This is a genomic window from Micromonospora sp. BQ32, assembly GCF_059358895.1.
Genome location: NZ_JCADBI010000001.1, coordinates 552,688 through 575,377 on the forward strand (window position 1 = coordinate 552,688; position 22,690 = coordinate 575,377).

At 73.8% G+C, this 22,690-nt stretch carries 24 protein-coding genes; 5 read left to right on the forward strand and 19 right to left on the reverse strand.

Annotated elements, in window-relative coordinates:
* Nucleotides 1–90: 90 nt before the first annotated feature.
* The 16 genes from AC5L30_RS02360 to AC5L30_RS02435 form a co-directional block, all read right to left on the reverse strand.
* A complete protein-coding gene (locus tag AC5L30_RS02360; protein ID WP_494864968.1) occupies nucleotides 91–873 on the reverse strand; it encodes a hypothetical protein in 783 nt (260 codons plus the stop codon).
* A gap of 30 nt (nucleotides 874–903) precedes the next feature.
* On the reverse strand, nucleotides 904–1,365 hold the full coding sequence (locus tag AC5L30_RS02365) for a hypothetical protein (protein ID WP_494864969.1): 462 nt from the start codon (nucleotides 1,363–1,365) through the stop codon (nucleotides 904–906).
* Nucleotides 1,362–2,291 (reverse strand): hypothetical protein, encoded by a 930-nt coding sequence (locus tag AC5L30_RS02370; protein ID WP_494864970.1) that lies wholly within the window; start codon nucleotides 2,289–2,291, stop codon nucleotides 1,362–1,364. Before AC5L30_RS02370 ends, AC5L30_RS02365 begins: the two co-directional genes overlap by 4 nt.
* Entirely contained in the window at nucleotides 2,288–2,803 is a 516-nt protein-coding gene (locus tag AC5L30_RS02375; protein ID WP_494864971.1) for a phage tail protein, read from the reverse strand. The genes AC5L30_RS02370 and AC5L30_RS02375 overlap by 4 nt, the downstream gene beginning before the upstream one ends.
* Nucleotides 2,784–5,471 carry a putative baseplate assembly protein gene (locus tag AC5L30_RS02380; RefSeq protein WP_494864972.1) on the reverse strand — a complete coding sequence of 896 codons (2,688 nt, stop codon included), beginning with the start codon at nucleotides 5,469–5,471 and terminating at the stop codon, nucleotides 2,784–2,786. Before AC5L30_RS02380 ends, AC5L30_RS02375 begins: the two co-directional genes overlap by 20 nt.
* Nucleotides 5,468–5,902 carry a GPW/gp25 family protein gene (locus AC5L30_RS02385; protein WP_494864974.1) on the reverse strand — a complete coding sequence of 145 codons (435 nt, stop codon included), beginning with the start codon at nucleotides 5,900–5,902 and terminating at the stop codon, nucleotides 5,468–5,470. Before AC5L30_RS02385 ends, AC5L30_RS02380 begins: the two co-directional genes overlap by 4 nt.
* On the reverse strand, nucleotides 5,899–6,237 hold the full coding sequence (locus AC5L30_RS02390; RefSeq protein ID WP_494864975.1) for a hypothetical protein: 339 nt from the start codon (nucleotides 6,235–6,237) through the stop codon (nucleotides 5,899–5,901). Before AC5L30_RS02390 ends, AC5L30_RS02385 begins: the two co-directional genes overlap by 4 nt.
* Complete coding sequence (locus AC5L30_RS02395; protein ID WP_494864977.1) at nucleotides 6,237–7,829, reverse strand: contractile injection system protein, VgrG/Pvc8 family; 1,593 nt, start codon at nucleotides 7,827–7,829, stop codon at nucleotides 6,237–6,239. The genes AC5L30_RS02390 and AC5L30_RS02395 overlap by 1 nt, the downstream gene beginning before the upstream one ends.
* On the reverse strand, nucleotides 7,826–8,698 hold the full coding sequence (locus tag AC5L30_RS02400) for a CIS tube protein (RefSeq protein WP_494864979.1): 873 nt from the start codon (nucleotides 8,696–8,698) through the stop codon (nucleotides 7,826–7,828). The genes AC5L30_RS02395 and AC5L30_RS02400 overlap by 4 nt, the downstream gene beginning before the upstream one ends.
* Nucleotides 8,698–9,021, reverse strand: a complete 324-nt coding sequence (locus AC5L30_RS02405; protein ID WP_494864980.1) for a hypothetical protein — start codon at nucleotides 9,019–9,021, stop codon at nucleotides 8,698–8,700. The genes AC5L30_RS02400 and AC5L30_RS02405 overlap by 1 nt, the downstream gene beginning before the upstream one ends.
* A 1,231-nt stretch (nucleotides 9,022–10,252) precedes the next feature.
* On the reverse strand, nucleotides 10,253–10,735 hold the full coding sequence (locus tag AC5L30_RS02410) for a phage tail protein (RefSeq protein WP_030327509.1): 483 nt from the start codon (nucleotides 10,733–10,735) through the stop codon (nucleotides 10,253–10,255).
* Nucleotide 10,736: 1 nt separating this feature from the next.
* Nucleotides 10,737–12,023, reverse strand: coding sequence for a phage tail sheath family protein (locus AC5L30_RS02415; RefSeq protein WP_494864983.1), 1,287 nt, complete (start codon nucleotides 12,021–12,023; stop codon nucleotides 10,737–10,739).
* A 23-nt stretch (nucleotides 12,024–12,046) separates the two neighbouring features.
* Nucleotides 12,047–12,745, reverse strand: coding sequence for a carboxypeptidase-like regulatory domain-containing protein (locus AC5L30_RS02420; protein WP_494864984.1), 699 nt, complete (start codon nucleotides 12,743–12,745; stop codon nucleotides 12,047–12,049).
* Nucleotides 12,742–13,350 carry a glycine zipper family protein gene (locus tag AC5L30_RS02425; protein ID WP_494864985.1) on the reverse strand — a complete coding sequence of 203 codons (609 nt, stop codon included), beginning with the start codon at nucleotides 13,348–13,350 and terminating at the stop codon, nucleotides 12,742–12,744. The genes AC5L30_RS02420 and AC5L30_RS02425 overlap by 4 nt, the downstream gene beginning before the upstream one ends.
* 11 nt (nucleotides 13,351–13,361) lie before the next feature.
* Nucleotides 13,362–13,697 (reverse strand): hypothetical protein, encoded by a 336-nt coding sequence (locus AC5L30_RS02430; RefSeq protein ID WP_030327513.1) that lies wholly within the window; start codon nucleotides 13,695–13,697, stop codon nucleotides 13,362–13,364.
* 144 nt (nucleotides 13,698–13,841) lie between these two features.
* Nucleotides 13,842–14,624 carry an LppM family (lipo)protein gene (locus AC5L30_RS02435; protein WP_494864988.1) on the reverse strand — a complete coding sequence of 261 codons (783 nt, stop codon included), beginning with the start codon at nucleotides 14,622–14,624 and terminating at the stop codon, nucleotides 13,842–13,844.
* A 169-nt stretch (nucleotides 14,625–14,793) separates the two neighbouring features.
* On the opposite strand from AC5L30_RS02435, the gene AC5L30_RS02440 reads away from it, so the two are divergent.
* On the forward strand, nucleotides 14,794–15,261 hold the full coding sequence (locus AC5L30_RS02440) for an NUDIX domain-containing protein (RefSeq protein ID WP_494864989.1): 468 nt from the start codon (nucleotides 14,794–14,796) through the stop codon (nucleotides 15,259–15,261).
* On the opposite strand, the gene AC5L30_RS02445 is transcribed toward AC5L30_RS02440, so the two are convergent.
* The gene (locus tag AC5L30_RS02445) at nucleotides 15,231–16,394 is read right to left on the reverse strand and encodes an FAD-dependent oxidoreductase (protein WP_494864991.1); all 1,164 of its coding nucleotides are present in this window, start codon (nucleotides 16,392–16,394) and stop codon (nucleotides 15,231–15,233) included. The two genes, AC5L30_RS02440 and AC5L30_RS02445, sit on opposite strands and share 31 nt — an antisense overlap.
* A gap of 67 nt (nucleotides 16,395–16,461) precedes the next feature.
* Between AC5L30_RS02445 and AC5L30_RS02450 the strand changes: the two genes are divergently transcribed.
* Both AC5L30_RS02450 and AC5L30_RS02455 read left to right on the forward strand, forming a co-directional pair.
* The gene (locus tag AC5L30_RS02450) at nucleotides 16,462–17,091 is read left to right on the forward strand and encodes a TetR/AcrR family transcriptional regulator (RefSeq protein WP_494864993.1); all 630 of its coding nucleotides are present in this window, start codon (nucleotides 16,462–16,464) and stop codon (nucleotides 17,089–17,091) included.
* A 242-nt stretch (nucleotides 17,092–17,333) separates the two neighbouring features.
* On the forward strand, nucleotides 17,334–18,458 hold the full coding sequence (locus tag AC5L30_RS02455) for an FUSC family protein (protein ID WP_494864995.1): 1,125 nt from the start codon (nucleotides 17,334–17,336) through the stop codon (nucleotides 18,456–18,458).
* A 12-nt stretch (nucleotides 18,459–18,470) separates the two neighbouring features.
* On the opposite strand, the gene AC5L30_RS02460 is transcribed toward AC5L30_RS02455, so the two are convergent.
* Nucleotides 18,471–19,199, reverse strand: a complete 729-nt coding sequence (locus AC5L30_RS02460; RefSeq protein ID WP_494864997.1) for an alpha/beta hydrolase — start codon at nucleotides 19,197–19,199, stop codon at nucleotides 18,471–18,473.
* 90 nt (nucleotides 19,200–19,289) lie between these two features.
* On the reverse strand, nucleotides 19,290–20,279 hold the full coding sequence (locus AC5L30_RS02465; RefSeq protein WP_494864999.1) for a LacI family DNA-binding transcriptional regulator: 990 nt from the start codon (nucleotides 20,277–20,279) through the stop codon (nucleotides 19,290–19,292).
* A gap of 160 nt (nucleotides 20,280–20,439) precedes the next feature.
* Between AC5L30_RS02465 and AC5L30_RS02470 the strand changes: the two genes are divergently transcribed.
* Nucleotides 20,440–21,702: an MFS transporter gene (locus tag AC5L30_RS02470; protein ID WP_494865001.1), complete on the forward strand. Its 1,263-nt coding sequence runs from the start codon at nucleotides 20,440–20,442 to the stop codon at nucleotides 21,700–21,702.
* Between the two features lie 73 nt (nucleotides 21,703–21,775).
* Nucleotides 21,776–22,672 (forward strand): aldo/keto reductase, encoded by an 897-nt coding sequence (locus AC5L30_RS02475; protein ID WP_494865003.1) that lies wholly within the window; start codon nucleotides 21,776–21,778, stop codon nucleotides 22,670–22,672.
* Nucleotides 22,673–22,690: the final 18 nt, after the last annotated feature.

Sequence of the window (22,690 nt, forward strand, 5' to 3'; positions counted from 1 at the left end):
TCGGTCAGCGCGCGGACGGCCCCAACCCGCTCTCGTTGATCATGAAGTTATTGCCAGGACACGTCGGGCAGAGTGGCAATAACTTCATGATCAACGCGGCGAGGAGCGGGCGGTGGTGGCGCGGGTCGGTAGGGCGGCGGTTACTCGGACGGCTTTGACGATCGCCGGGATGGAGCCGATCAGCAGCACCAGTCCCCAGATGATCGCGATGATCGCGAAGACCAGCGCCGCCACGTCGTCGACGATGCTGACCAGGATCACCGGCACCAGGTTGTGCAGGAACTCCAGCACGACCGTGCACAGCAGGGTGGTGAGGATCAGCAGGACGAGACCCTTGTTCTGCAGGAAACGCGGCTGGGCCAGCACCAGCATCCCGGCCCACACCAGCTTGAGCAGCAGCACCAGCCCGAGCAGCACCGCCGCCTCGCCGACCGGGAAGAACCCCCACAACGCCAGGTACGCCAGGGTGCCGAACGGGACGGCCAGGAACAGCGACACCATGATGGACAGTTCGACGAACGCGACGACCAGCGCGACCAGCGCGACGATGATCAGGATGATCGAGAAGATCAGGCTGGCGACGCCCTGCACCCGACCCTGGACCCGCTCGGGCAGCAGCAGGCCCAGGCAGAACAGCCCGGTGCTCCAGACCGCCACCGCGTCGATCAACGCCAGGTAGCCGGTGCCCCGACCGGACGGCTCGCTGACCCCGGACACGTCGTCGATCTCCACGTCCAGCGCGCCGGCGCTGTCCGCGAGGGCCGCACCGGCATCGGCGCCGCCGAGCAGCAGCCCGGCACCGAGCTCCACCCCGATCGCCAGGACGATGGCGAGCATGGCCAGCAGCAGGAACGGTTTGCGCAGATCACCCACGGTGGCACCTTCCTCTCAGTCCAGGTCGGGTCAGGAGGTCGCCACGACGACCGTGCAGCCGCCCAGGCCGGGGCAGACCAGGCCCACCTCGGCGGCCTGGTCGACGGCGATCTTCGCCACCGCGCCGGTGCCATCCGCCGCCGGCTCGACCTCGTCGCGGATGGTGAGGTCGGCGTCGCCGGGCGCCGGGGCGACGACCGTGAACCGCGCCGCGCTGCGCAGCACCAGGGTGCGCAGTCCGCCGGGGTCCGCGACCCGCACCACACAGCTGCCGGAGAACGCCAACCGGCCCGTCTCGTCGGCGCAGTCGGCGCTGACCGTCGCCGGATCCACCGCCGAACGCTCGCCACCCAGCGCGCCCAACCGGTCGACGAACCCGTGCCGGGCCCCCGGATCACCCCGGTCGTCGCGGCCCGCGCCGACCGCGACCACGAAGAGCGCCACCAGCAGGACGGCGAGCAGCCCCAGCAGGGCCTTCTGCCGACCACTCATCGCGCCACGGCCTGCGCCACGACCTCGGTGAACCGGATCGTGTCCACCCCGGCGAAGTAGGAGTTCGTGCCCTGCGTCTTGCCGACCACCAGCAGCGTCACCTGGTGGGGGCCCTTGGCGAGCCGGACCGTGCCGACGTCCAGGAACTCCGTCTTCCGCACCGTCGGCGTGAAGCCGAGGAAGGTGCCGCCGACCTGGTTGCCGTCGATGGCGAAGACGGTGTTGGCGTAGTCGAGGGCCGTGGTGCGTACCGCGGCGAAACGCCAGGTGCCGTCGGCCGGGATCTGCACCGTCACGGTGACCTGATCGCCGATCGCCAGCCCCGTGAAGAAGAGCTGCTTGTCCCCGGACCAGGTCACCCCACAGCAGTTGGGCTGCGCGCCCACCGCCGCCTTGCTGTTCTGCGGCGACTTGATCACCGCACCCTCCACCAGGCTCTCCGCCTCGACGGTGACCACCCGCGGCTCGCCGGGGGCCGGCTCGCCGTCGCGGGTCAGCAACACCACCCCCACGGCGACCACCACCAGCACCAACGCCGCCGCGGCGGCGATCCACAACCACGGGGTACGCCGTGGCGGCGCGACCGCCCGCACCTCATAGGTGACCCGGCCGCTGGAGCGGGAACTCTCCTCCGGCGCGGTGTTCGCCGAGTACGCGAACCCGGTCATGTCGTAGCGCCGAGGTGGGGTGCCGGCCGGCACGGCGAGCTTGACCAGGAACGACACCGAGCCCTGGCCGGGTACCACCCGTTGGGGTTCGACGACGGTGAACCACGCCCGCTGGGAGCCGTCACCGGGTGCCACGTCGAACACCACCGTGTCCGGCGCGTTGCCTGGGTTGGAGACGGTGAAGGTCAGCTCGCCGCTGTTGCGCGGGTCGAGGGTGAACTGTTCGGCGGCGGCGACGACCGCCCACTCGGTGGTCATGACGACTCCTCTTCCAGGACGATCTCGACGGTGGCCGAGGCGGGTTTCTCCGCCTCGACGATGCGGGTGATCACGGCGAGCTGGCCGGCGGCGGCGACCGGCACCCGCACCACGACGTGGAAGGCCCGCTCGGCGGGCTCGTCGATGGCGAAGCCCGACATCCCGGTGGCCAACTCCAGGGCTCGGCGCATTCCGTACGGGGTGCCGCGCCAGCGGGCCAGCAGGGCGGCGTTGGCCACCAGGTCGCGCAGCCGACCCACCGGCAGCGGCAGTGGGGCGTCCGGCCGGGGCGAGGCCACCACGTGATCCATCGCCACCCAGCGGGTCAACCGCACGACCAGGCCGTCCGGCGCCCGGTACGGGTCGAACAGCGCCTCCACCTCGGCGAGGACCGCCTCGTCCGGGGCGTGCAGCCCCTCCATCACGTCCAGCAGCGCCCAGAGCACGCTGCCCGGCACGCAGGCCCGCTGGTAGGCGGCGGGCAGCAGCCGTTCAATCGCCGAGCGTCGCATCCTGGCGCACCACCTCGATGTCGTGCTCGCCGGAGCAGAGCAGCCAGGTATCCGGGACGGTCACCACGTCGGCGGTGGCCTGGTTGGCGCTGGGCGTCCAGGTGACGGCGTCGGCGCTGCGGTGCACGCCGCGTTCCCCGCTGGCCAGGATCAACCGCTCCGCCGCGCCGGTGCCGCCGGCCGCCGTGCCGCCGGCCGTCGCGCTGCCGGTCGTCGGGCCGCTCACCGCGATGGCGTCGACCGGCACGAACCGGGTCCGGTCCCGCAACGGCAGCCCGCAGTTGACCGACACCGCCTGCCACTGCGGCTGAGCGGCGAGGGTGTCCAGCCGCAGCACCCCGCCGCTCTGCGTGGCCGCCACCGCCTGCTGACCGGCGAACGCGAGGTCCCGGCAGGTGCCGCCGAGCCACCCGGCCTGCATCGACTGCCACTTCACGTCGGACTCGAACAGCCGGGTGCGGTGGCAGCCCTGGCCGGGCTTCTTCGGGTCCGGTTCGCCCGCGCCGCTCCACAGCAGGGTGGCCGGACCGTCGTACTGCACGGCGAGAACCCGATTGTCCACATTGGCCAGACCGACGTGACTGAAGCTGCCGGGTCGGCCGCCGCTGGTCGACAGGTACACCCCGAAGCTCGCCTGCGCGGCCACCGCCACCCCGGGCGCGCCCCGCTCGGAGACGAACGTGCGGACCGCGTAGAAACCCCGGTCGGCGTCGGACGGGTCGACCAGGATCTGCAACGGCACCGCCCCGGGCAGCAGCGACACCTCGTACAGGCCGGTGTCGGTGGCCACCAGCAGCGCGCCCGCGCCGTCGCGGTCCAGCCAGGCCACGTCGGAGATCCGCGAGTCCAGGTCGGTGAGCAGCGACCACGTCTCGCCCAGGTCGGTGCTCAGGTGCACCCGGGAGCCCCCCGAGGCGCGCAGCGTCACCACGGCCACCGAGCCGGAACGCGCGACGATGCCCGGCCGTACCGGCGCGGGCGCGGGTGCGACCCGCAGCACCGTCTCATCGTCGAAGCGACCGGCCGGTTCCCAACCCGCGCCGCCGTTGCTGGAGCGGAACAACACCGGGCCGCGCCCGGCGTACCAGGTGCGCGGCTGGTACTGGTCCACGGCCAGGGCGCGGACGTCCGCGTCGGGGGCCTCGTCGACGACGAACCGCACCGACTCGACGTAGCGCACCCCCGGCTCGGCGTGCTCCAGCAGCCGGTACACGTTGGACGCCCGCAGCGGCTCACCGAACGGCCAGCCGGTCGGGTTGAGCGCGGTGGGCAGTGGGCTCAACGTCTGATGCAGCCGATCGTGGATGCGGCGACGGACCGCGTCGACGTCCTCCTCGCGGCGGACCACCACCCGGGCCCGCACGGACACCGCCTTGAACCGCGCCCAGGTGGCCCGGGAGCGGATGCCGACCATCCGGCGTTCCTCCAGGTCCGCCTCGACCCGGTGGCGCGCCTCGGGCACCTCGTGCTCGCGCAGCACCGCCACCGGCAGCCGACCGCCCGGTCGGGCCGCCTCCGGCACGTACGGCACCAGCACCACCTCGACCTCACCCGGCCGGGCGAAGCTGTACACCGCCGCGCGGGTGAACGCCCGCGCCCGCGCCACCGCGCCGGAGCTGGTCGCGAGGACCTCGAAGTCGCGGGCGGTGACCGCCCGTTGCTGGGCGAAGAACTCGTACGGGCCGCGCAGCAGCACCGACTCCAGCGTCTCCATCTCCCGGCCGCCGGCCGCCGGGGTGGGGTTGTCCACGCGTACCCCGGTTAGTGGGTCGCGCAGGCTGGTCAGCGTGCCCGCCGCCACGTTGCCGGTGGGTCCGCCACCGGCGCGGTACCAGAGCCGGATCTGCCGCCCGGCCGGTGGCACCGCCGCGACGGTCACCGGCGGCGCGGTGCTCGCCGGTGTGGCCGCGTCGGCGGTGACGTCGCCGTGCGGGGGCGTACCGGCGGGGGGTCGCAGGTCGAGGGCCGGGGCGAAGGTGACCGTGCCCGAGCAGCGGTCGACCAGGTACGCCTTGGCCTGCGGGCCGAGCCCGGCGAAGCTCTCCACCGGCTGCCAGATCTCGAACGTGCGACCGTCGTGCTCGCGGGCCGCCGCGCCCAGCTCGACCGTGCCGGCCGGCACCTCCACCCCGAGCAGCAGGTCCAGCGCCTCGGCGGTGTGCGTCAGCGGCGCGTGCGCCGCGCGCAGCACCTGCCCCGGCTGGCCGGTGCCCACGCCGAGCAGCTCCGCCTCGACCGGTTCGCAGTGGTGCATCCGGACCGTCACCGACGTCTCGTCGGCGGGCAGCAGCGTCGGCTCGGTGGTGACGAACACGACCGGCCGGGGGTCCGCGCCCCGGGCCGCCGCGACCCGCAGCCCGGCCGGTATCCGGACCGCGCCGCGGTCGGTGCCGGTGCGGGTGAACCGGATGTCCGCCCAGGCCGCGGTCGGCGCGTGCCGGGTGACCCCGAGCAGGTTCAGGAACGAGACGTACGCCTTCTCCGGCAACTGGTTCAGCCGGTAGATCATCACCTCGGTGAGGTGCGCGAACGTCTCCACCAGCGCCATGCCGGGGTCGTGCGCCGACAGGTCGGTCCACGCCGGGCAGGACTGCCGGATCCGTTCCCGGGCCTCGGTGACCAGGTCGAGGAACCCGCGATCGTCCAGGTGCGGCACGGGCAGCGTCATGACGGACCTCCCTGGGCGGTTTCGTCGACCGGGAGCAGATCCACGGAGAAGACCAGTTGCCCGGGTGTCAGGCTGGCCCGCACCCGGTAGTCCAACCGGATCACCAACCGCCACGCGTCGTCCGGGTCCGGCCCGGCGTCCACGTCGATCACCTCGACCCGGGGCTCCCACCGGGCGATGGCCTGCCGGACGTAGTGGATGGCCAGACCGGCCGTGGTGTCGTCGTTGGGCGCGAAGACCAACCGGTGCAGCCGGGAGCCGTACCCGGGTCGCATCAGCCGCTCGCCCGGCGTGGTCGACAGGAGCAGGAACAGCGCCTGCCGTACGCTCTCGTCACCCTCGGTCATCGCCAGGCCGCCGGCTGCGGTGAGCGCCAACCCGCCGCTACGGCCGGCGTCGAAGCCGGCGCCGACGAAGCGGAACGCCCTCATCGGTCCGCCCCCAGGAACTGCTGGCGGGGGTCGCGCACCGTGTGCTTGACCAGGCCCGGCGGTGTGCCGTTGGTGAACCCCTCCAGGTGCGACAGCACCACCCGGTGCCCGTCGACGCGGACCCAGTCGCTGTAGCCGACCCGGACGGTCAGCGTCGTCGTGCACGGCTTGATGGTCGGGCCGTAGTTCGGGCAGGCGATGATTGTGCGTCCCTGCGGGTCGTCGTCGACGAGCACGGGCACACCGGTGACGGTCACCCACTGCCGCGAGGGTCGGTTCTCGACCCGGCCGTCGTGATCGCAGGTGATCACGGAGTCACGGTGGATCCAGCGCATCAGCCGCCTCCTTGGTGGTGGGCGCGGGCGAGCGAACGAGCCTGCTCCGCCGCGGTGGTCGGGTCCTCGGTCGAGGCGGCGTGCAGGAAGTCCACGCTGCGGGCGCGCACCACCATGGCCCGGCCGGGTGCGGAGATCACCAGGTCGGACGCCGCGTGCAGGGTGGCCAGGTCGGGGGTCAACTCCAGGAAGCTGCCGCCCTCGGTGGCCAGCCGCAGGCTGCGCCGCACGTCGTCGACGACGATCGACTGCCCGCCGGCGGTGCGCATCGTCCAGCGGCGGGCCTTCCCGTCGTCGATGCCCGCGTCGTACGGCTCGACGGCGCCGAACAGCGAACCGAGCACGATGCCCGAGGCCGGCTCGCCGCCGGGCAGCACCACCAGCACGGTGTCGCCCGGATCGGGGAGCGCCACCAGGCCCTTGCCCGGCCCCGCCCCGGGGCAGAGCACGGCGAGCCAGCCGGCGTCCAGGTCCCCGTACGCCGGCAGGGTCAACCGGACCCGGCCCAGCCCGTCCGGGTCGGCGACGTCGGTGACGGTGCCGAGGGTGACCACCGCGCCGCCGGTCGGGGTGGCCGGGGTGGACGGCGGCACGGTGGAGAAACGGGTCAGGTGCCCGTCGCCGTCCACGGTGTGCACCACCTCGGTCAGCACGTACGCCCCGGCGACCGGGTCCGGCACCCCACCGAGGTCGACGCGCCGGCCGGGCCGCAGCGCCGGATCGCCCTCGGCCACTCCCTCGGCCGTGACCAGCGCCGCCGCCCGGGTGTCCAGGCGGGCCTGGGCCAGCGCCGCCAACTCGTCGTCGCTGCGGCCGGGCTGGTCCACGGCGGTGCGAACGCCGCCGGCACCCACGTCGGCCGGGTCCGGGCGGTCGTCGGCGGGTCGACCGCAGCGCGCCTCGTCGGCCTGCTGGCTGATCACCTCGGCCCGCTGCGGGTGCCAGCCCAGGGCCGCGCTGGCACCGCTGGCCTGGTCGGTGTTGGTGGACAGCCGCAGGGTGTGCACCCCCGCGCCGAGCGTCAACGCGACCGGCTCCCCGTAGCCGGCGAGGGTGATCAGCCGGACGCCGTCGCCGTCCGCGGCCAGGTGCAGCCCGGCCCGGCCGGCCACCTCACGCAGCAGCTCCAGGTCGCTGTGCCGGTGCTGGAGCAGCCGCTCCAACCGAGGGCCGTCGACCTCGGCGGTCACCGCCAGCCCCACCGCGCCGCACAGCTCCCGGGCCAGCTCGACGGCGGTCACCGAGGTGAAGACCCGCAACCCCTGCCGCTTGCGCAGCCGGTGCAGCGGGTCGTACGCCCGCAGCCGCAGCACCGCCGCCCCGTCGGCGGCGTACTCCACCTCCACGCAGGTGACCTCGCCGGTGAACAGCGCGTCCGCGTGATCGGTGAGCCGCACGTCGAGCGTCGCGCCGGGACGTACCGCCGGGTCGAACGCGCCGGTCCCGGCAGTGGTGGCCAGCACCAGTTCGGCCTGGGTGGGCTGGTCGAGGCGGGCCGCCACCCGCAGCGAGCGGACCCGCTGACGAGCCGCGCCGACCAGCTCGACGCCGTCGAGGAGGACGATCAACGCCCGGGGCGCAATGCTGGTCACGGCGTACCCCCGGGGTTGCCGGCCCCGCTCGCAGGCGCGCCGGTCGGGCCGGTGGCCGCGTTCCACGGCGCGCCGGCGATCGAGGCGCCCACCGCGCTGGCCACCGCCCGCGCCAGCCCGGTCACCGAGCCACCGACGGTCGGCCCGCCGCCGGTGCCGGCGACCGGTGGGACGGCGAGGGTGGTGCCGGCCGGCACGGCGAGGGGATCGGTGATCCGGTTGTGTTCGGCCAGCAGCCGCCAGCGCAGCGGCGAGCCGAGCGCGTCGTTGGCCAGCAGGTCGAAACGCACACCGGAGCGACCCGGCTCGGCCGCGCCGTCACCGGCGGCGATCACCGCGCTGCCCGGCGCGGCGGTCGGGGTGCTCGCGGCGGCCAACTCCTCGGCGAAGCCGGCCTCGGCCTGATCGGCCGTCTCGGCCGCGCGGACCAGCTTCAGCCGCAGCCAGGACCGTCGCGGCGACCCGGTGCCGGTGAACGCGTCGAAACGTTCCGCCACCGCGATGATCACACCGGGCACGTTCCAGGTCTTGCCCCACACCAACCGGACCAGCGGCGGTCGCAGCCAACCATGCTCGGCGGTGGAGTTCTCCGCCAGCATCCACAGCGGACGGGTGAGCACCCGGACGTCGGCCGGACGCAGTTGCGCCTCCACGAAGTCGACGTCGAAGAGCAGGTCGAGCACCAGCTCGGTACGTCCGCCGCCGGTGAAGACCAGCGGGTCGTCGGCCAGCCCGGACCCGGTGAGCTGCCCGCCGCCGGCACCCCGTTGGCGTACGCCGGCGAGCCGGGTCACCTGCACGGTCTCCGGGTTGAGCAGGCAGTCCACCCGAACGCCTGAGGAATCGATGAGGAAGGCGACCCGTTCCATCAGTCACCCGCCTGTTCCCGGTCGAGCCGGGTCAGCTGGGCGGCGTCCAGCGCCGCGCCGGCCACCGCCCACAGCGCGGTGTCGTCGGGCAGCGCCGGCCACGGGTCGAGCGCCGTCGTGTCAGGCGGGAACAGTCCGCTCTCCGGCCCCCACCCGCCGCCCGGATCGCGGTGCGCCGAGCCGCCCCAGGCGACACCCGCGGTCCTGGTGGCCGGACCGTTCCGATTTCCGGTGCCTGGTCCGAATCGCTCGCCAACCCGCTGCCCCGACCGTGCCCGATCGTCCGGAAGGGCCAGCCACCGGCCGCCCCCAGTAGCCCCCACCCCGCCGCCAGTAACCGCCACCCCGCCGCCAGTAACCCCCACGCCGCCGGCCGCCGCCTGGTCCGGCCTCACCCCACCGACGTCGGCGGAGTCAGTCGTGGACCTTGGAAGGTAAGCGCCCCTGGAGGGGCCGAGATCTTCCAAGATCTCAGTGAGGGCGGTGTGGATTGGGGGACGGGGTGGTTGCCCGAAAAGGGGCAGCCGGTTCGTGTCGGCGGTCGGGGCGTCGTCCCGCGCTGGTCCCGTCGCCGCGACCCGTCGGAATGGCGGGCGCAGACGCCAACCGTCCAGCAGCCCGACCGGCGGACGTCGGTCCCCATCGGAGGCGATTGGTACCGCGGCGGTCATCGCGACCGTGGCGGCGTCGCTGCTGGCCCGTTGGCTGGCACCGCTGATGCCGGGGCTGCCGGACCGGTCAGCTGCGCTCGCTGTGTGCGCCGACCTCCCGGTTCCGCCCGTCGCGGGCGACCCGTCCGGCCCTCCACCCCCGGCCACCACCTCGGACCCGTCGACGCCGTACAGCGCGCCCGCCGTCGCGTCGCTGCCCACCGTGCCGGGCGTGGCGGACGCCGGGCGGCCGCGCCCGTCGGGGTGCGCGGCAATCTCAGGGCCGCTCATGCTGGTGGCGCGGCCGGGCCCACTGCCCGTGCCGGGGCCACTGCCTATGCCGGGGCCACTACCCGTGCCGGGGGCACGACGACCCACGGTGCCGGGGGCGCGACCCACGGTGCCGGGGGCGCGACCCACGGTGCCGGGGGCGCGACCCACGGTGCCGGGGGCGCGACCCACGGTGCCGGGGGCGCGACCCACGGTGCCGGGGGCGCGACCCACGGTGCCGGGGGCGCGACCCACGGTGCCGGGGGCGCGACGACCCCCCGAGTCGGCGGGGAACCCGGCTCCCTCCCCGACGGGCCGAGTTGGTCGGGTCACTGCGGCCCACCGGTCCGGACCGTCCGGTTCGAGCCGATCGCCGAAGCCGGGCCCGCCGGCGGGGGCATCGCGCCCCTCCGTCGGTTCCGCAGCGGGCGGGTCGAGGTCCAGGTCGTGCAGCAGACCGGGCGCGTGGGCGGCGACCAGGTCCAGCCAGTGCTGCGGAGGCTCCCCGAAGCGGCGCGGTGTCGCCGCGGGGGTCTCCGACGGCGGCTGCGGCGGAAGGTGTCCGGCGGGCTCGACCCGCCCGGCGAGGCGCTGCACCGCCCCGGCCGCCGAGCGCAGCCGGCCGGCCAGCCAGCTACGCGGGCGTCGGCGCGGTGGCACCGCCGGTCTCCAGCTCCAGGCCCTCGTAGCGCAGGGTCAGCGAGGCGATGGCGATCTCATGGCTGAGAGTGTTGAGGTGCGCGCCGCGCCACCGGGTCGGCCAGGCGTCGATCAGGTTCCAGCGCAGCACCTCGGCGGTGCCGACCGAGTCGAGCAGCACCACGGAGACGTTGCGGCGGTTGAGGGTGCCCTGGGCGGTGGCGTTCACCCAGTCCCACAGCTCGCGGGAGGCGGTGAGGCCGAAGTGCAGCGTCACCGGCTCGTACTCGGCCTGACCGGGCACCATCCGCATTCGACCCAGGCCGTGCTCCCGGTACGGCTGCCCGGGGATGTTCACCTCCAACCCGGTCATCTCGGTGAAGTGGCCGTTGGTGACGCCGTTGATGAGCAGCCGGAAGTTGTACGCCCGGTACGGGTCGACCGGGGCCCCGGGTTGCGGGGTGGCGGTGGTGGGCATGTCAGCCTCCGATCGTCTCGGTCTCGGTGCCGCCGGCCCACTGGCTCAGCTTGAACACCACGAATTCGGCGGGCTTGACGACCGCGATGCCGATGTGGGCGATCACCATGCCCGCGTCGCGGACGTCCGGCGGGTTGGTCTCCTCGTCGCACTTGACGAAGAACGCCTCCTCGGGGCTGCGTCCCAGCAGCGCGCCGTCGCGCCACACCCGGGTGAGGAACGCCCCGATGTCGCGCCGGATCGAGCGCCAGAGGGTGAAGTCGTTGGGCTCGAACACCATCCACCGGGTGCCGTTGGCGATGGCCTGCTCGATGGCGATGCTGAGGCGTCGCACGTTGAGGTAGCGCCACTCGCTGGCCTCGGCGGCGAGCGTACGGGCGCCCCAGACACGGATGCCCTCGCCGGCGAAGTAGCGGATCACGTTGACGCCCTTGGGGTTGAGCACGTCGTGTTCCGGTCGGGTGACCAGGTAGCCCAGGTCGACGGCGCCACGCACGGGTTCGTTGGCCGGAGCCTTGTGCACCCCGCGCAGGGCGTCGGTGCGGGCCCAGATGCCGGCCAGGTGCCCGCTCGGTGGGGTGAGCTCCAACTCGCCGCTGATCGGGTCGCGTACCCGTAGCCAGGGGTAGTAGAACGCGCCGAACTCGGACTGCCGCGGCCGGTAGGCGGCCCCCTCGTGCCCGCCGGAGCCGCCCGGTTGCGCCGCGCCGCCACCGGCACCGCCGGCCGCCCCGCCACCGGCACCGCCGGCCGCCCCGCCGCCGGCACCCTCGGCGGGCTTGGGGGGTTTGCCGGAGGACGGCGTGGCGACCCGGGTCAACGCGGAGATGTCGTCGATGTCCGGTGCCGGGTCACAGATCGCGACCATGGTGCGGGTGCGCTCGGCCATGCTGAGCAGCGCCTCGTGGGACACCACGTCGTGGAAGCCGGGCGCGGCGATGATGGAGATCTCGTCGACGGCCTCCAGCAGTTGCAGGCCGCCGCGCCGCTGCCCGGTTCCGGTGATCGCGCCACCCTCGCCGACGTTGACCACCCAGCAGCGGGCGCCCCCGTTGTCGAGGAAGCCGAAGACCGCCCGGGCCAGCGGGGTGCTCTCCACCCGCTCCCCATCGGCAAAGAGTCGCAGGAACTCCGTCCAGTTGTTGACCGGCACCGCCTTGCCCAGATGGGCGGAGCGGTCCGGGGCGACGCCGACGAAGGCGGCGATGCTGGTGCTCGCCGGCCCGATCGGTCGGGCGCCGCTGGGGACCTCCTCGACATAGATGCCGGGGGAGAAGTAACTGGGCATCGGTCCTCCTGTGCGGGTGGGTGTCAGTGGGTCGGTGGCGCGCAGACGATGACGATGTCGTCCTCGGCCGGATCGACGTCGGCGGTGAGGACGAGCCCGCGTCCGGTCAGCCGCAGCCGGACCGGGCTCGGGTGCTCGGGGTCGTGCGGGACGCCGACGATCAGGAACCGGCCTTCGGTGTCGGTGCGGGTGGCGGACCCGGTGCCGGGCAGCTCGACCCGCATCGCGGCCAGTGGCTGCTCCTGGGGGCCGACCACCCGCCCACTGAGGCTGCGCACGTCGAGTTGCCGCAGCCGCAGCGGTTGCAGCACCGGCGGCGCGGCCGGAGTCGGGTGGTCCACCTGCGCCGCCACGTCGATCAGCAGGGCCGGTCGGGGTGGCGTGCCGAACGCCGTCCACAGCGTCGCGTCGCCGGCCTCCAACACGACCGGGTAACTGCCGTCGCTGGTCGCGGCGGTGAGCACCCGGTCCAGCCGGGGCAGGCCGGCCGGCCCGGTCACGCAGAGCAGGTGGCGGACCGTGAACCGGTACGGTTCGCGGACCGCGCCGCTGGAGCGGGTCTGCCGGGCCGGGCGCAGCTCCATCGGCCAGAGGGTGAGCCCGTCGGCGTCGTCGCACGCGCGGGGCGGGCCGACCGGGACGGTTTCCCCCGCCGCGCTGGTCACCCAGGCAACCAGCTCGGCGGTGGCGGTCTCGATCGGCCCGCGCCCGTGGGTGCTCATCGCGGCGGCGTGCCCTGGATCCGGTACGCGATGGCCTCGTTCCACACGTGCGGGTAGACGCCGATCTCGAAGTACCGGGTGAAGCGGTTGATCGGCGCGTTGGTGTGGTCGTGGTAGAGCAGCCACACCGGCGCGATGGTGAACAGGACGTAGTTGGCCAGCACCAGCGGGATGTAGAGCGGCCCGAGCAGGCGACCCTGGAAGATGTGCACGTCCTCGTGGCGTTGGATGCCCGAGCTGGAGCCGGCGCAGACGGTGCCGATGGTGGTGGCGTACCGGGGCGAGACCCCCTCGACCACGCTGACCCGGCCGCTGCCCAGCGACGTGGGCCGGTCCAGTGAGTGCCCGAAGATCAGGTGCACGGTCAGGTAGATGGCGCCGACGACCGTGTTGAGCAGACTCCAGGTGTGGTCGACGACGAAGAGGAAGATGCCGCGGGCGTCCGAGGCGTACACCCCGGCCGAGGCGACCGACCAGCCGAAGACCGCGCCGAACACCAGGCCCACGACGGCGCCGATCAGCAGCCCGATCGGGCCACCGGCGAGGAAGCCGAGCAGGGCGCCGAAGCCGACCTGGATGGCTGCGCTGAGAATTCCGAAGACCATGACGACACCCCTCAGACCCAGGAGCGGAAGACTCGGGGCTCACGACCGCTCGCGACCTGGGTCGGCGTCGCCTGTCGGTTGCCGGGCGGGAACTGGTTGACGCCGAGCGCGGCGGAGAAGATGACCAGCGCGTTGAAGAACGCGATGACCCACTTCTCGCCGCCGGCGTCGTCGGCGAACGCCGCTGTCACGTAGGACAGCAGCAGCGCGATGGCGATGGCGATCCACTTGCGGAGCTTGTCGCCGCTCGGGCCGATCAGCCCGCCGATGACGTTGGTGGCCAGCAGGGTCGCGGCGCTCGCGCCGGCGATGGTCCCCAGGGCTGCCCAGGTGAAGAGATCGTTCATGACGATCCCCCTTCTGCGATGGTGCGACCGGGATGTGGTGGTGGTGAGGTCCGGTGCCCCCTGCGGGGAGCACCGGGGCCGGTCGCCGTCGTTTCGGGGGCGGCCGGGGCCGGGCGTGGCCGGCTGAGCCGGCCACCAGGTGGATCAGCCGGGCCCCGGGGCGCCGGCGGGCGGGCCCGGCGGCGGGGTCGGACCGGGCGCAGCCGGCGCCGCGGGTTGGCGACGGCGCATCAGGAATACGCCCACCGTGGCGAGCAGCAGCAGCAGGAGGAGGAGACCGCCGACGGCCAGCAGCCAGGGGAATCCGCCGTCGTCGTCGCCGGCGGCGACCGGCGAGGTGGACGGTCGAGGTGGCGCCTCGGCCACTGCCCGCAACTCGGCCGGCTTCTCCTGGTTGGGGTCGACCTTCCAACTGACCGAACGGCCGTTGACGGTGCCATTGCTGTCGATCACCCGGCCGGGAAATGTCACCGAGATCTCGAACGACATGAGCTTGAGGAACGCCTGTTGGTTTTGCGGATTCTGCTCCGCAACCTTTCCGCCATATTTCTTCGGATCGAGCGGCAGGGTGAAGCGGTACAGGTCGCCGTCCCTGACCAGTTTCACGCTCTCGGTGTCGAAACCGGCCAGCGGCGCCTTGCGGTAACTGATCTGGGAGCCGAGCAGTTTGTCGTCCTCGTACCCGGTCTCTTCTCCGGCCGGCAGCGCGGGGATGTTCTGTCGCAGCTCCGCGAAGGCGACCGGGAGGTTCTTGTTACGTACGCTCAGCAGGGACTTCTGGGCTGTCAGCAGCAACTGCCCGTCGACCGTGTCGTCGGCGTTGACGGTCAAGCCCATGTTGAGTTGCATGCAGCCGCTGAGCGCGGCGAGAAGGAGTAGGCACACCGCGACGCGGAGGGCCCTACCGCGGTTGACTCTCCTGTTCATGGGCTCAGTGTGTGTGATCGCTTTCATCATCAGCAGTCAGCGATCGGTCACAACGAAGTCGCCGATTGTACCGGCGCACTGTCGCCTTTGATTAGCCCCAATGGCGACCCGAATGACTATTCTGGAGCTTTGGGGCGACGACGGTTCCTCGTCGCCGTAGGCTGGTCGGATGAGAATTGTCGCGTGCGTCCTGCTGGTGGATCCCGACGGACGGTTGCTGCTGCAACTGCGCGACGGTGACGCGACGCACCACCCGAACGTGTGGGGGCTGCCCGGCGGCCACGGCGAGCCGGGGGAGACGCCGGAGCAGACCGCCGAACGGGAGTTGTGGGAGGAGACCGGCCTGCGGGCCGACGGGCCACTACACCCGGTCGCCGTGCAACGGTTGCCCGAGCTGGATCGGGTGAAGCACTACTTCCTCGGCAGCACCCGGGCCCGGCAGGAGGACGTGGTGCTCGGTGAGGGCGCGGCGATGCTCTTCGTCCCCGGTGCCGAGGTGCTCGACGGTCGTCCCTGGACGCCGGGCACCGTGGAGGTGTTGACCGAGTTCCTCGCCTCGGCGGAGTTCACCGCCCTGGCCGCCGGTCGGGCCGCCGCCGGGCCGCCTCAGCCGGCCGGCGGTCGCCAGTCCGCGTAGCGGGCCATGCTGCGCAGGGCGACCCGGCCCGGGGTGAGCCGCAACGCGGTGTCCCGCATCCCGACGGCGACCGGATGGCGCAGCTGCTGTCCGAATCGGCCGGCGGTGAAGGAGGCCCGGGCAACGGCCTGACTACGCGGTCGACGCTGCTCGTCGTACGCGGCCAGGGCGGCCGGCAACCCCTCGGTGCCGCCGGCGCAGACCGCGCCGAGCACCACCGCGTCCTCGATGGCCTGCCCGGCGCCCTGCCCGAGGTTGGGTGTCATCGCGTGGGCCGCGTCGCCGAGCAGCGCCACCCGTCCCCGCACGTACGAGGGCAGCGGCTCGGCCAGATAGTGGATGTCGTTGCGCAGCACGACCTCGGGTGCGGTTGCCGCCAGAAGCGCCGGGATGGGGTCGTGCCAGTCGCCGAAGCGCTCCCGCACGGCCGCCAGCTCGTCGGGGGCGTGGCCGCCGGGTGGGGCGTTCAGCGCCGCGTACCAGTAGAGCTGGCCGTCGCCGATCGGCACCATGCCGAACTCGGCGCCCGGTCCCCAGCTGATGGCGGCCGGGACCGGGTCCGGAAACGCGATGGCCGCTCGCCACGTCGTCGATCCGGCGTAGACCGGGCCGGGGTGTTGCGGCCAGAGCTGGGCGCGGACCCGGCTGCGCAGGCCGTCGGCGCCGACCACCAGATCGGCGGTGAGGGTGTGCGCGCCGTCGGGCCCCCGATAGCGCACCTCGGCACGGTCCGGGCCGGAGTCGACGTGCTCCACCGTGGCGTTGGTGTGCAGGGACGAGGGAGGCAGCGCCTCGCGCAGCGTGCGATGCAGTGTGGCCCGGTGCACGCCGAGCGCCGTGGTGCCCAACTGCCGGATCATCTCCGAGGCGTCCACCCGGGACAGCCACCGCCCGTGCCGGTTGCGGATACCGCCGGGCGCCCCGCCGTGTCCACCCCGGCGCAGGGCCGGGCCGACGCCGAGGGCGTCCAGCGCGCGCACCGCGTTGGCCATCAGGCTCAGGCCGGCGCCGACCTCGCGGAGCTCCGGGGCGCGCTCCAGCACGGTGACCCGCCACCCGTGCCGGTGCAGGGCGAGCGCCGCGCTCAACCCGCCGATGCCGGCGCCGACCACCACCGCGTGTGCGTCGTCCATGTCGATCCTCCTTCTACACCTGTAGAAGGAGGATACTGCCTGCGGACCACCGGAAGGGAGGACTGCCATGACGGCGCGGGCGAACCGGATCGCGACACTGACCGACGCGGCCATCGAACTGATCGCCGACGGTGGCATGCGAGCCCTGACCCACCGGGCGGTCGACGGCCGCGCCGGAATGCCGCCGGGCACCACCTCCGCGTACCTACGGACCCGCCAAGCGCTGATCGAGGCGGTGGTGGGACGGCTCGCCGAACGGGACCTGGCCGACCTGGCCGCGTACGACCTGCCGACCGGCCCGCCACCCCCGACGCCCGCCCCCCGGCTCGGCAGCGGCGACCTCGACGCGCTCGCCGCCGGCGTCGCCGAGGTGCTCGACCGCTGGTTGAGCGCCGGACGCAGCCGGAGCCTCGCCCGCTACGCGTGCCTGCTGGAGGCGGTGCACCGGCCCGAGCTGCGCGGCATTCTTCAGCACGGCACCGGCCTGCGGGTGCAGGCCCGGGACCTGCTGACCCGGGCCGGGGCCACCGACCCCGACCGGCAGGGCGACCAGTTCGTCGCGTTCGTGGACGGGCTGCTCTTCGACCGCCTGGCCGGCGGGGGCGCGCTCAGCGCCCCGCAGCCCGGTACCGCGGCCAGCCGCGACGACCTGAGCGCCGCCGTCCGTACGCTGCTACGCGCCCTCACCGGCAGCTGACCCGACCGGCGCGCCCGTCGGCGAGCAGCTCGCCGGGCCGGGCCCGGCCCGGACGCGGGCGGCGTGGTGGTGCCCCGTCGCGAGCTGGTGGTGTCTGTCGTGACCTGACGGTGCCGTGGCGTGCGGTGCGGCGCCGGGGTTGGTGGCGTGCCGCCGTGAGCTGGTGGCGGGTGTGGTGAGCTGACGGTTGGTGTCGGAACGGGCGCGGGGGGCCGGCTGGCGTGGGTGGGAGAGGTTGGGCGATGGTGCGGTTCACCGGCCTGCGGACGGCCGGCGGGCGGCTGCGGCACGGCTGGCGGCCGGTGCTGGAGGCGACGCTCGCGGCGACCGTGGCCTGGCTGCTGGCCACCCGGTTGCTCGGGCACCCGCAGCCCTTCTTCGCGCCGGCCGCCGCGCTGATCGTCCTCGGTCAGGCCCGTGGGCAGCGCATCCGCCGAGCCGTCGAGGTCGTCCTCGGAGTCGCCGCCGGGGTGCTCGTCGCGGACCTGGTGGTGCAGGCGCTCGGCCCGGGCAGCACCTGGACGGTCTTCACCGTCATCCTGCTCACCGTCCTCCTCGCGGTGGCCTTCGGCGCCACCGGCGTGACGTTGGTGCAGGCGGCGGTCTCCGCGCTCTACCTGGTGGTGGTCGCACCGCCGGACGGGTCGTTGGTGCCGTTCCGCTTCGTCGACGCGCTGATCGGCGGCGCGGTCGCGCTCGCGGCGAGCCTGCTGATCGACGCCCGGCATCCGCTGGCCCCGCTGGTCGTCGAGGTGCGGCGGACCTTCGACGAGTTGGCCGGGCTGCTGGGCGGGATCGCCGCCGCGCTCGACCACCGTGACGAGCCGGCGGCGGTGGCCGCGCTGAGGCAGGCGCGGGGGATGGACGCCCGGGTGGACGGGCTGCGCGACGGAGTGCTGGCCGCCGGTGAGGCGCTGCGGCTCAACGTCCGTCGACGTCAGCACATCGGTCGGCTGCGCTCGGTGGACGAGTCGATCCGGCAGATCGACTACGCCGTCCGCAACGTCCGGGTGCTGGCCCGTGCCGGGGTGACCCTCAGTCGGCTGCACACCCCGGTCCCGGCCGAGCTGGGCGCCGCCCTGCGGTTGCTGGCCGAGGCGGTCCGTGCGGCCGGTGCCGCCCTCGCCGCCGACCTGAACGGGCAGGAGGAGACCGCCGACCGGCACGCCGCCCGGGCCGACGAGTCGGCGTTGGCCGCGGTGCACACCGCCGGGCAGCTCTTCGGTCCCGCGCAGACCCTTCCCCTGGCGATGATCATCGGTCAGGTCCGGGCTACCGCCATCGACCTGCTGCGCGGCGTCAATCCGGAGGACGACGCGGCCGTCCTCGCCCGCGTCGACGACGCCCTCGGCCTCCCCCCGGTCTGACACCCACAGTGATCAGGGATGGGCCCCTGCCCGTGGGGGATGGCCGGTGAGCCAGGTGGTGGCGGAGTCGCGGATCGAGGTGGGGATGTCGTGGCCGCCGGGGAATTCCTGGTAGGTCGCGTCGTAGCCGAGGTCGTGCAGGCGGGGGACGAGGCGGCGGCTGCACACGTCGATGGGCAGCACCCGGTCGTCGACGCCGTGTGAGATGAAGATCCGTGGCCGGCCGTGGGTGACCGGTGGCGCGGCGAAGCCGGGGGAGAAGGCCAGCACCGCGTCGAACAGATCCCCGTTGGTCAGGCCCAGCGACAATGCGTACGAGGCGCCGTCGGAGAAGCCGCCAATCGTCACGTCGGACACCGGGTAGCTGTCGAAGACGGTCGCCAGCAGCGCGTCGATCCGCCCCACGTCCGCCCCGAAGCCGCCGGCGATCAGGTCCCAACTGGCCGCCGACGAATCCGGGGCGACCAGCAGCAGGTGCTGCGCGTCCGCGACCGGCAACAGCAGGTCCAGTCCCTGCCGCGCTGAGCCGCCCGCCCCGTGCAGGAGCAGCACCAACCGGTACGCCGAACCGTCGGGCGCCGGCTCCGGGGCGTACCCCAGGGCCAGTTGCTTCCCGTCGGGGCCGGTCATCGGCACGAGCCCGGTGTGGCCCGGTGCCACCGGCGGGTGGTGGCGGACGGTCAACCGGCCGTCCCGAGGGCTCGGCGCCGGGTCCCAGTGTGACGGCGCGGAGTCGGACACGGGTCGGCGCTCCTCGTGGTGGACGAAAGGTCCGACCCGGTTACCCGGCCCGTGCGGGGTTAACCGTTCAGCGTTCACCTGGTCGTCGACTCAGGCGCTGGCGCGTGCCACCAGGGCGGACGGGAAGAGGGTCACCGGAGCCGCCGGGCGCCCGTCCAGCAGAGCGGTGGCCGCGGCGACGGCGATCCGGCTTACCGGATGACTCGCCGTCGTCAGGGCCGGGGCGGTCATCCCGGCCAACGGAATGTCGTCGAAGCCGGCCACCGCGACGTCGCCGGGCACCCGGGCGCCGGCGTCCCGCAGGCCCGCGATCACCCCGAGCGCGGTGTCGTCGCTGATCGCGTAGATCGCGTCGATGTCCGGCCAGCGGCGCAGCGCCTCGCCGGCCGCCGTCCGGCCGCGCGCCGCCCTGAAGTCCCCGGGCAGGATCCGCTCCGGTAGGCCGGCCTCGGCCATGAGCCGGCGGTACGTCTGCACGGGGCGTTGCGCGCAGGGCAGCCACCGAGGGCCGGTCACCATGGCGATCCGGCGGCGACCCGAGGCGTACAGATGGCGCAGCACCGCTTCGGAGCCGGCGGCGTTGTCGACGTCGAACGACGGCACGGTCGCCGAACCGACACCGATCGAGACCACCCGACCGCGTAGCGACCGTGGCACCGCCTCCAGCAGATCCTCCGTGGTGTTGACCAGGATCACCCCGCACACGCTGCGATCCCCGTCGAGTTGGTCGAAACGGCGGGGGTCGCCGAACGGCAGCCAGTACAGCGCCACCCCGACACCGGCGGGCGTGCAGACCCGGGCCGCCGAGCCGACCACCTGGTGCACGTACGGGTCGTCCAGCACCGCGGCGCTGGTCCCCTGAACGGCCACGACCAGGCGTACGCCGCCGCCGCGGACCAGCGCCCGGGCGGCCGGGTTGGGCACGTAGCCGAGCTGGTCGACGGCTGCCGTGACCTGTTGCCGGGCGGCTGGCGAGGCGAACCCCGTGCCGGCGATCACCCGCGACGCCGTGGACCGGGACACCCCGGCGACCCGGGCCACGTCCTCGAGGGTGGCCGGTCGGTGTGCCGCTGTCGTCATCGTCGCCTCCTGCGGCGGCCCGTCCGGTCGGGCCAACGCCTGCTCACATCATGCCCCGGCCGGACCAGCAGCGGTAAGGGGCGGTCCCCGGTTGTGGTGGTAGCGCTCTCAGGTGTGCGATCGTGCCAGGAGATCACCCCGAGAAAGAGGACACACCCTCGTGAGCGCCCCCACCAGTCGACCCGTCGCCCCGGACACCGCATCGCCGACCCTGCGGACGGTGCGGCTCGCCCGCAACGGCGTCGCTGTCACCTTCACCCTCAACGGGCTGGCCGTCGGCAGTTGGTTCGCCCGCGTCCCGGCGGTCCGTGAGGCGTTGGACCTCTCCGCCGGTCGACTCGGGTTGCTGCTGCTGGCGATGAGCATCGGCGCGCTGCTCGCCATGCCCACCTCCGGCCTGCTCGCCCAGCGATTCGGCGCGGCCCGCACCGTCACGATGGCCACCGTGCTGGTCGCGGTCGGCCTGACCGTGGCGGGGCTGGGCGCCACCATGACCGGGTCGTTCGCCATCGTCGCCCTGGGGTTGGTCGCCCTCGGCTACGGCTCCGGCGCCTGTGACGTGGCGATGAACGTCGAGGGCGCTGCGGTCGAACGGCGGCTGGGCCGGACGATCATGCCCCGTTTCCACGCCGGGTGGAGCCTCGGTTCGGTGGCCGGCGCGGCGCTCGGCGCCGGGGCGGCCCGGTTCGACGTGTCGGTCGGCGCGCACCTCGTCGCGGTGGCGGTGGTCGTGTTGGCCGGCACCGCGCTCGCCGCCCGGACGTTCCTGCCCGTGGGTAGCGATCACACGGGCAACCCGGCGGACGCCACCCCGGCCGCCCGCCGACGGGCGCAACTCGCCGCCTGGCGCGAGCCGCGCACCCTGCTGATCGGGCTGTTCGTGCTGGTGGCGGCGTTCACCGAGGGCGCCGCCAACGACTGGCTGGCGGTTGCGTTCATCGACGGACGGGACCTGAGCGAGGCCGCCGGCGCGGCGGTCTTCGCAGTCTTCGTGGTGGGCATGACCGTCGGGCGCACCGCCGGCACCATCGCGCTGGACCGGTGGGGTCGCGTGCCGGTGCTCACCGGCACCATCGGGCTCGCGGTGGTCGGCGCCGGCTTGGCCGTGCTGGCGGGCTCTGGGCCGGTGGCCATCATCGGCGTCGCGCTGTGGGGCCTCGGTGCGTCGCTGGGCTTCCCGGTCGGGATGAGCGCGGCGGCCGACGACGAGGCGCACGCGGCGGTGCGGGTGAGCGTGGTCGCGGTGATCGGCTACACCGCGTTCCTCGGTGGCCCGCCGTTGCTGGGGCTGGTCGGCGACGAGGTCGGCACCCTGCGCGCGTTGCTGGCGGTGCCGCTGCTGCTGCTGCCGACCCTGCTGTTGGTGCCGGTGCTGCGCCCACCGCACAACGCGGGAACGGCTCCGTCGGTAGGTAAAAACTAACCCATCTCGCCGCCGGGCGGTATCGGGTGCGTGGCCGACTGCGCCGCGCACCCGTACTGGTTACGGTCGCCCGATGCCAACCGACAAGATCACCGCCGCTGCGGCGGGCACCTGGACCCTGGGCGATCGCACCGTGCGCCGGATGGGCTTCGGCTCCATGCGGATCACCGCGAACCCCGACCCTGACCGGGCCGTCGCCCTGCTGCGCCGCGCCGTGGAACTGGGCGTCAACCACATCGACACGGCCGCGTTCTACGTCTCGCCCGGCGGCACACTGCGCGTCGGCACCGGCCCGGCCCGCTACGCCACCGAGCTGATCCGCACGGCACTCGCCCCGTACCCGGACGATCTGGTGATCGCCACCAAGGTCGGTTTCGGGTACGACCCGGAGGCGGGCTTCACCGAGGCGTTCACCCCGGCGCAGTTGCGGGCCCAGGTGGAGGAGAACCTTCGGCGGCTCGGCCGCGACCAGCTCGACGTGGTGAACCTGCGCCTCGGCCGGGGGCCGGGCCCGGTGCCGCTGGCCGACCGGTTCGGTGCGCTCGCCGAGTTGCGGGCCGCCGGGCTGATCCGGCACCTCGGGCTCTCCAACGCCCGGCCGGAACAGCTGGACGAGGTGGCGGGCATCGCGCCGGTGGTCTGTGTGCAGAACAACTACGGGGTGGACGCCTACCGGGAGCAGGACGCGTTCGTCCGGCTCTGCGGCGAGCGGGGCATCGCCTACGTGCCGTTCTTCGCGCTGGCCGGCACCGGACGGGAGGCGGGCGCGAGCACCGCGCGGAACGAGGCCGTCGAGGCGGTCGCCCGGGCGCACGGCGTCACCCCGCAGCAGGTACGCCTCGCCTGGACCCTGCGCCAGGGCCCCCACGTGCTCGCCATCCCCGGCACCTCGGACCCGGAGCACCTGGCGCAGAACATCGCCGCTGGAGCCCTACGCCTGACCCCGGAAGACCTGACCCGTCTCCACTGATCGTCCACCCCGTCGCCG

Coding starts and splice junctions, on each gene's coding strand:
- AC5L30_RS02365 (WP_494864969.1), bottom strand. CDS start 1,365: ATGAGTGGTCGGCAGAAGGCCCTGCTGGGGCTGCTCGCCGTCCTGCTG.
- AC5L30_RS02370 (WP_494864970.1), bottom strand. CDS start 2,291: ATGACCACCGAGTGGGCGGTCGTCGCCGCCGCCGAACAGTTCACCCTC.
- AC5L30_RS02375 (WP_494864971.1), bottom strand. CDS start 2,803: ATGCGACGCTCGGCGATTGAACGGCTGCTGCCCGCCGCCTACCAGCGG.
- AC5L30_RS02380 (WP_494864972.1), bottom strand. CDS start 5,471: ATGACGCTGCCCGTGCCGCACCTGGACGATCGCGGGTTCCTCGACCTG.
- AC5L30_RS02385 (WP_494864974.1), bottom strand. CDS start 5,902: ATGAGGGCGTTCCGCTTCGTCGGCGCCGGCTTCGACGCCGGCCGTAGC.
- AC5L30_RS02390 (WP_494864975.1), bottom strand. CDS start 6,237: ATGCGCTGGATCCACCGTGACTCCGTGATCACCTGCGATCACGACGGC.
- AC5L30_RS02400 (WP_494864979.1), bottom strand. CDS start 8,698: ATGGAACGGGTCGCCTTCCTCATCGATTCCTCAGGCGTTCGGGTGGAC.
- AC5L30_RS02410 (WP_030327509.1), bottom strand. CDS start 10,735: ATGCCCACCACCGCCACCCCGCAACCCGGGGCCCCGGTCGACCCGTAC.
- AC5L30_RS02415 (WP_494864983.1), bottom strand. CDS start 12,023: ATGCCCAGTTACTTCTCCCCCGGCATCTATGTCGAGGAGGTCCCCAGC.
- AC5L30_RS02420 (WP_494864984.1), bottom strand. CDS start 12,745: ATGAGCACCCACGGGCGCGGGCCGATCGAGACCGCCACCGCCGAGCTG.
- AC5L30_RS02425 (WP_494864985.1), bottom strand. CDS start 13,350: ATGGTCTTCGGAATTCTCAGCGCAGCCATCCAGGTCGGCTTCGGCGCC.
- AC5L30_RS02430 (WP_030327513.1), bottom strand. CDS start 13,697: ATGAACGATCTCTTCACCTGGGCAGCCCTGGGGACCATCGCCGGCGCG.
- AC5L30_RS02435 (WP_494864988.1), bottom strand. CDS start 14,624: ATGAACAGGAGAGTCAACCGCGGTAGGGCCCTCCGCGTCGCGGTGTGC.
- AC5L30_RS02440 (WP_494864989.1), top strand. CDS start 14,794: ATGAGAATTGTCGCGTGCGTCCTGCTGGTGGATCCCGACGGACGGTTG.
- AC5L30_RS02445 (WP_494864991.1), bottom strand. CDS start 16,394: ATGGACGACGCACACGCGGTGGTGGTCGGCGCCGGCATCGGCGGGTTG.
- AC5L30_RS02450 (WP_494864993.1), top strand. CDS start 16,462: ATGACGGCGCGGGCGAACCGGATCGCGACACTGACCGACGCGGCCATC.
- AC5L30_RS02455 (WP_494864995.1), top strand. CDS start 17,334: ATGGTGCGGTTCACCGGCCTGCGGACGGCCGGCGGGCGGCTGCGGCAC.
- AC5L30_RS02465 (WP_494864999.1), bottom strand. CDS start 20,279: ATGACGACAGCGGCACACCGACCGGCCACCCTCGAGGACGTGGCCCGG.
- AC5L30_RS02475 (WP_494865003.1), top strand. CDS start 21,776: ATGCCAACCGACAAGATCACCGCCGCTGCGGCGGGCACCTGGACCCTG.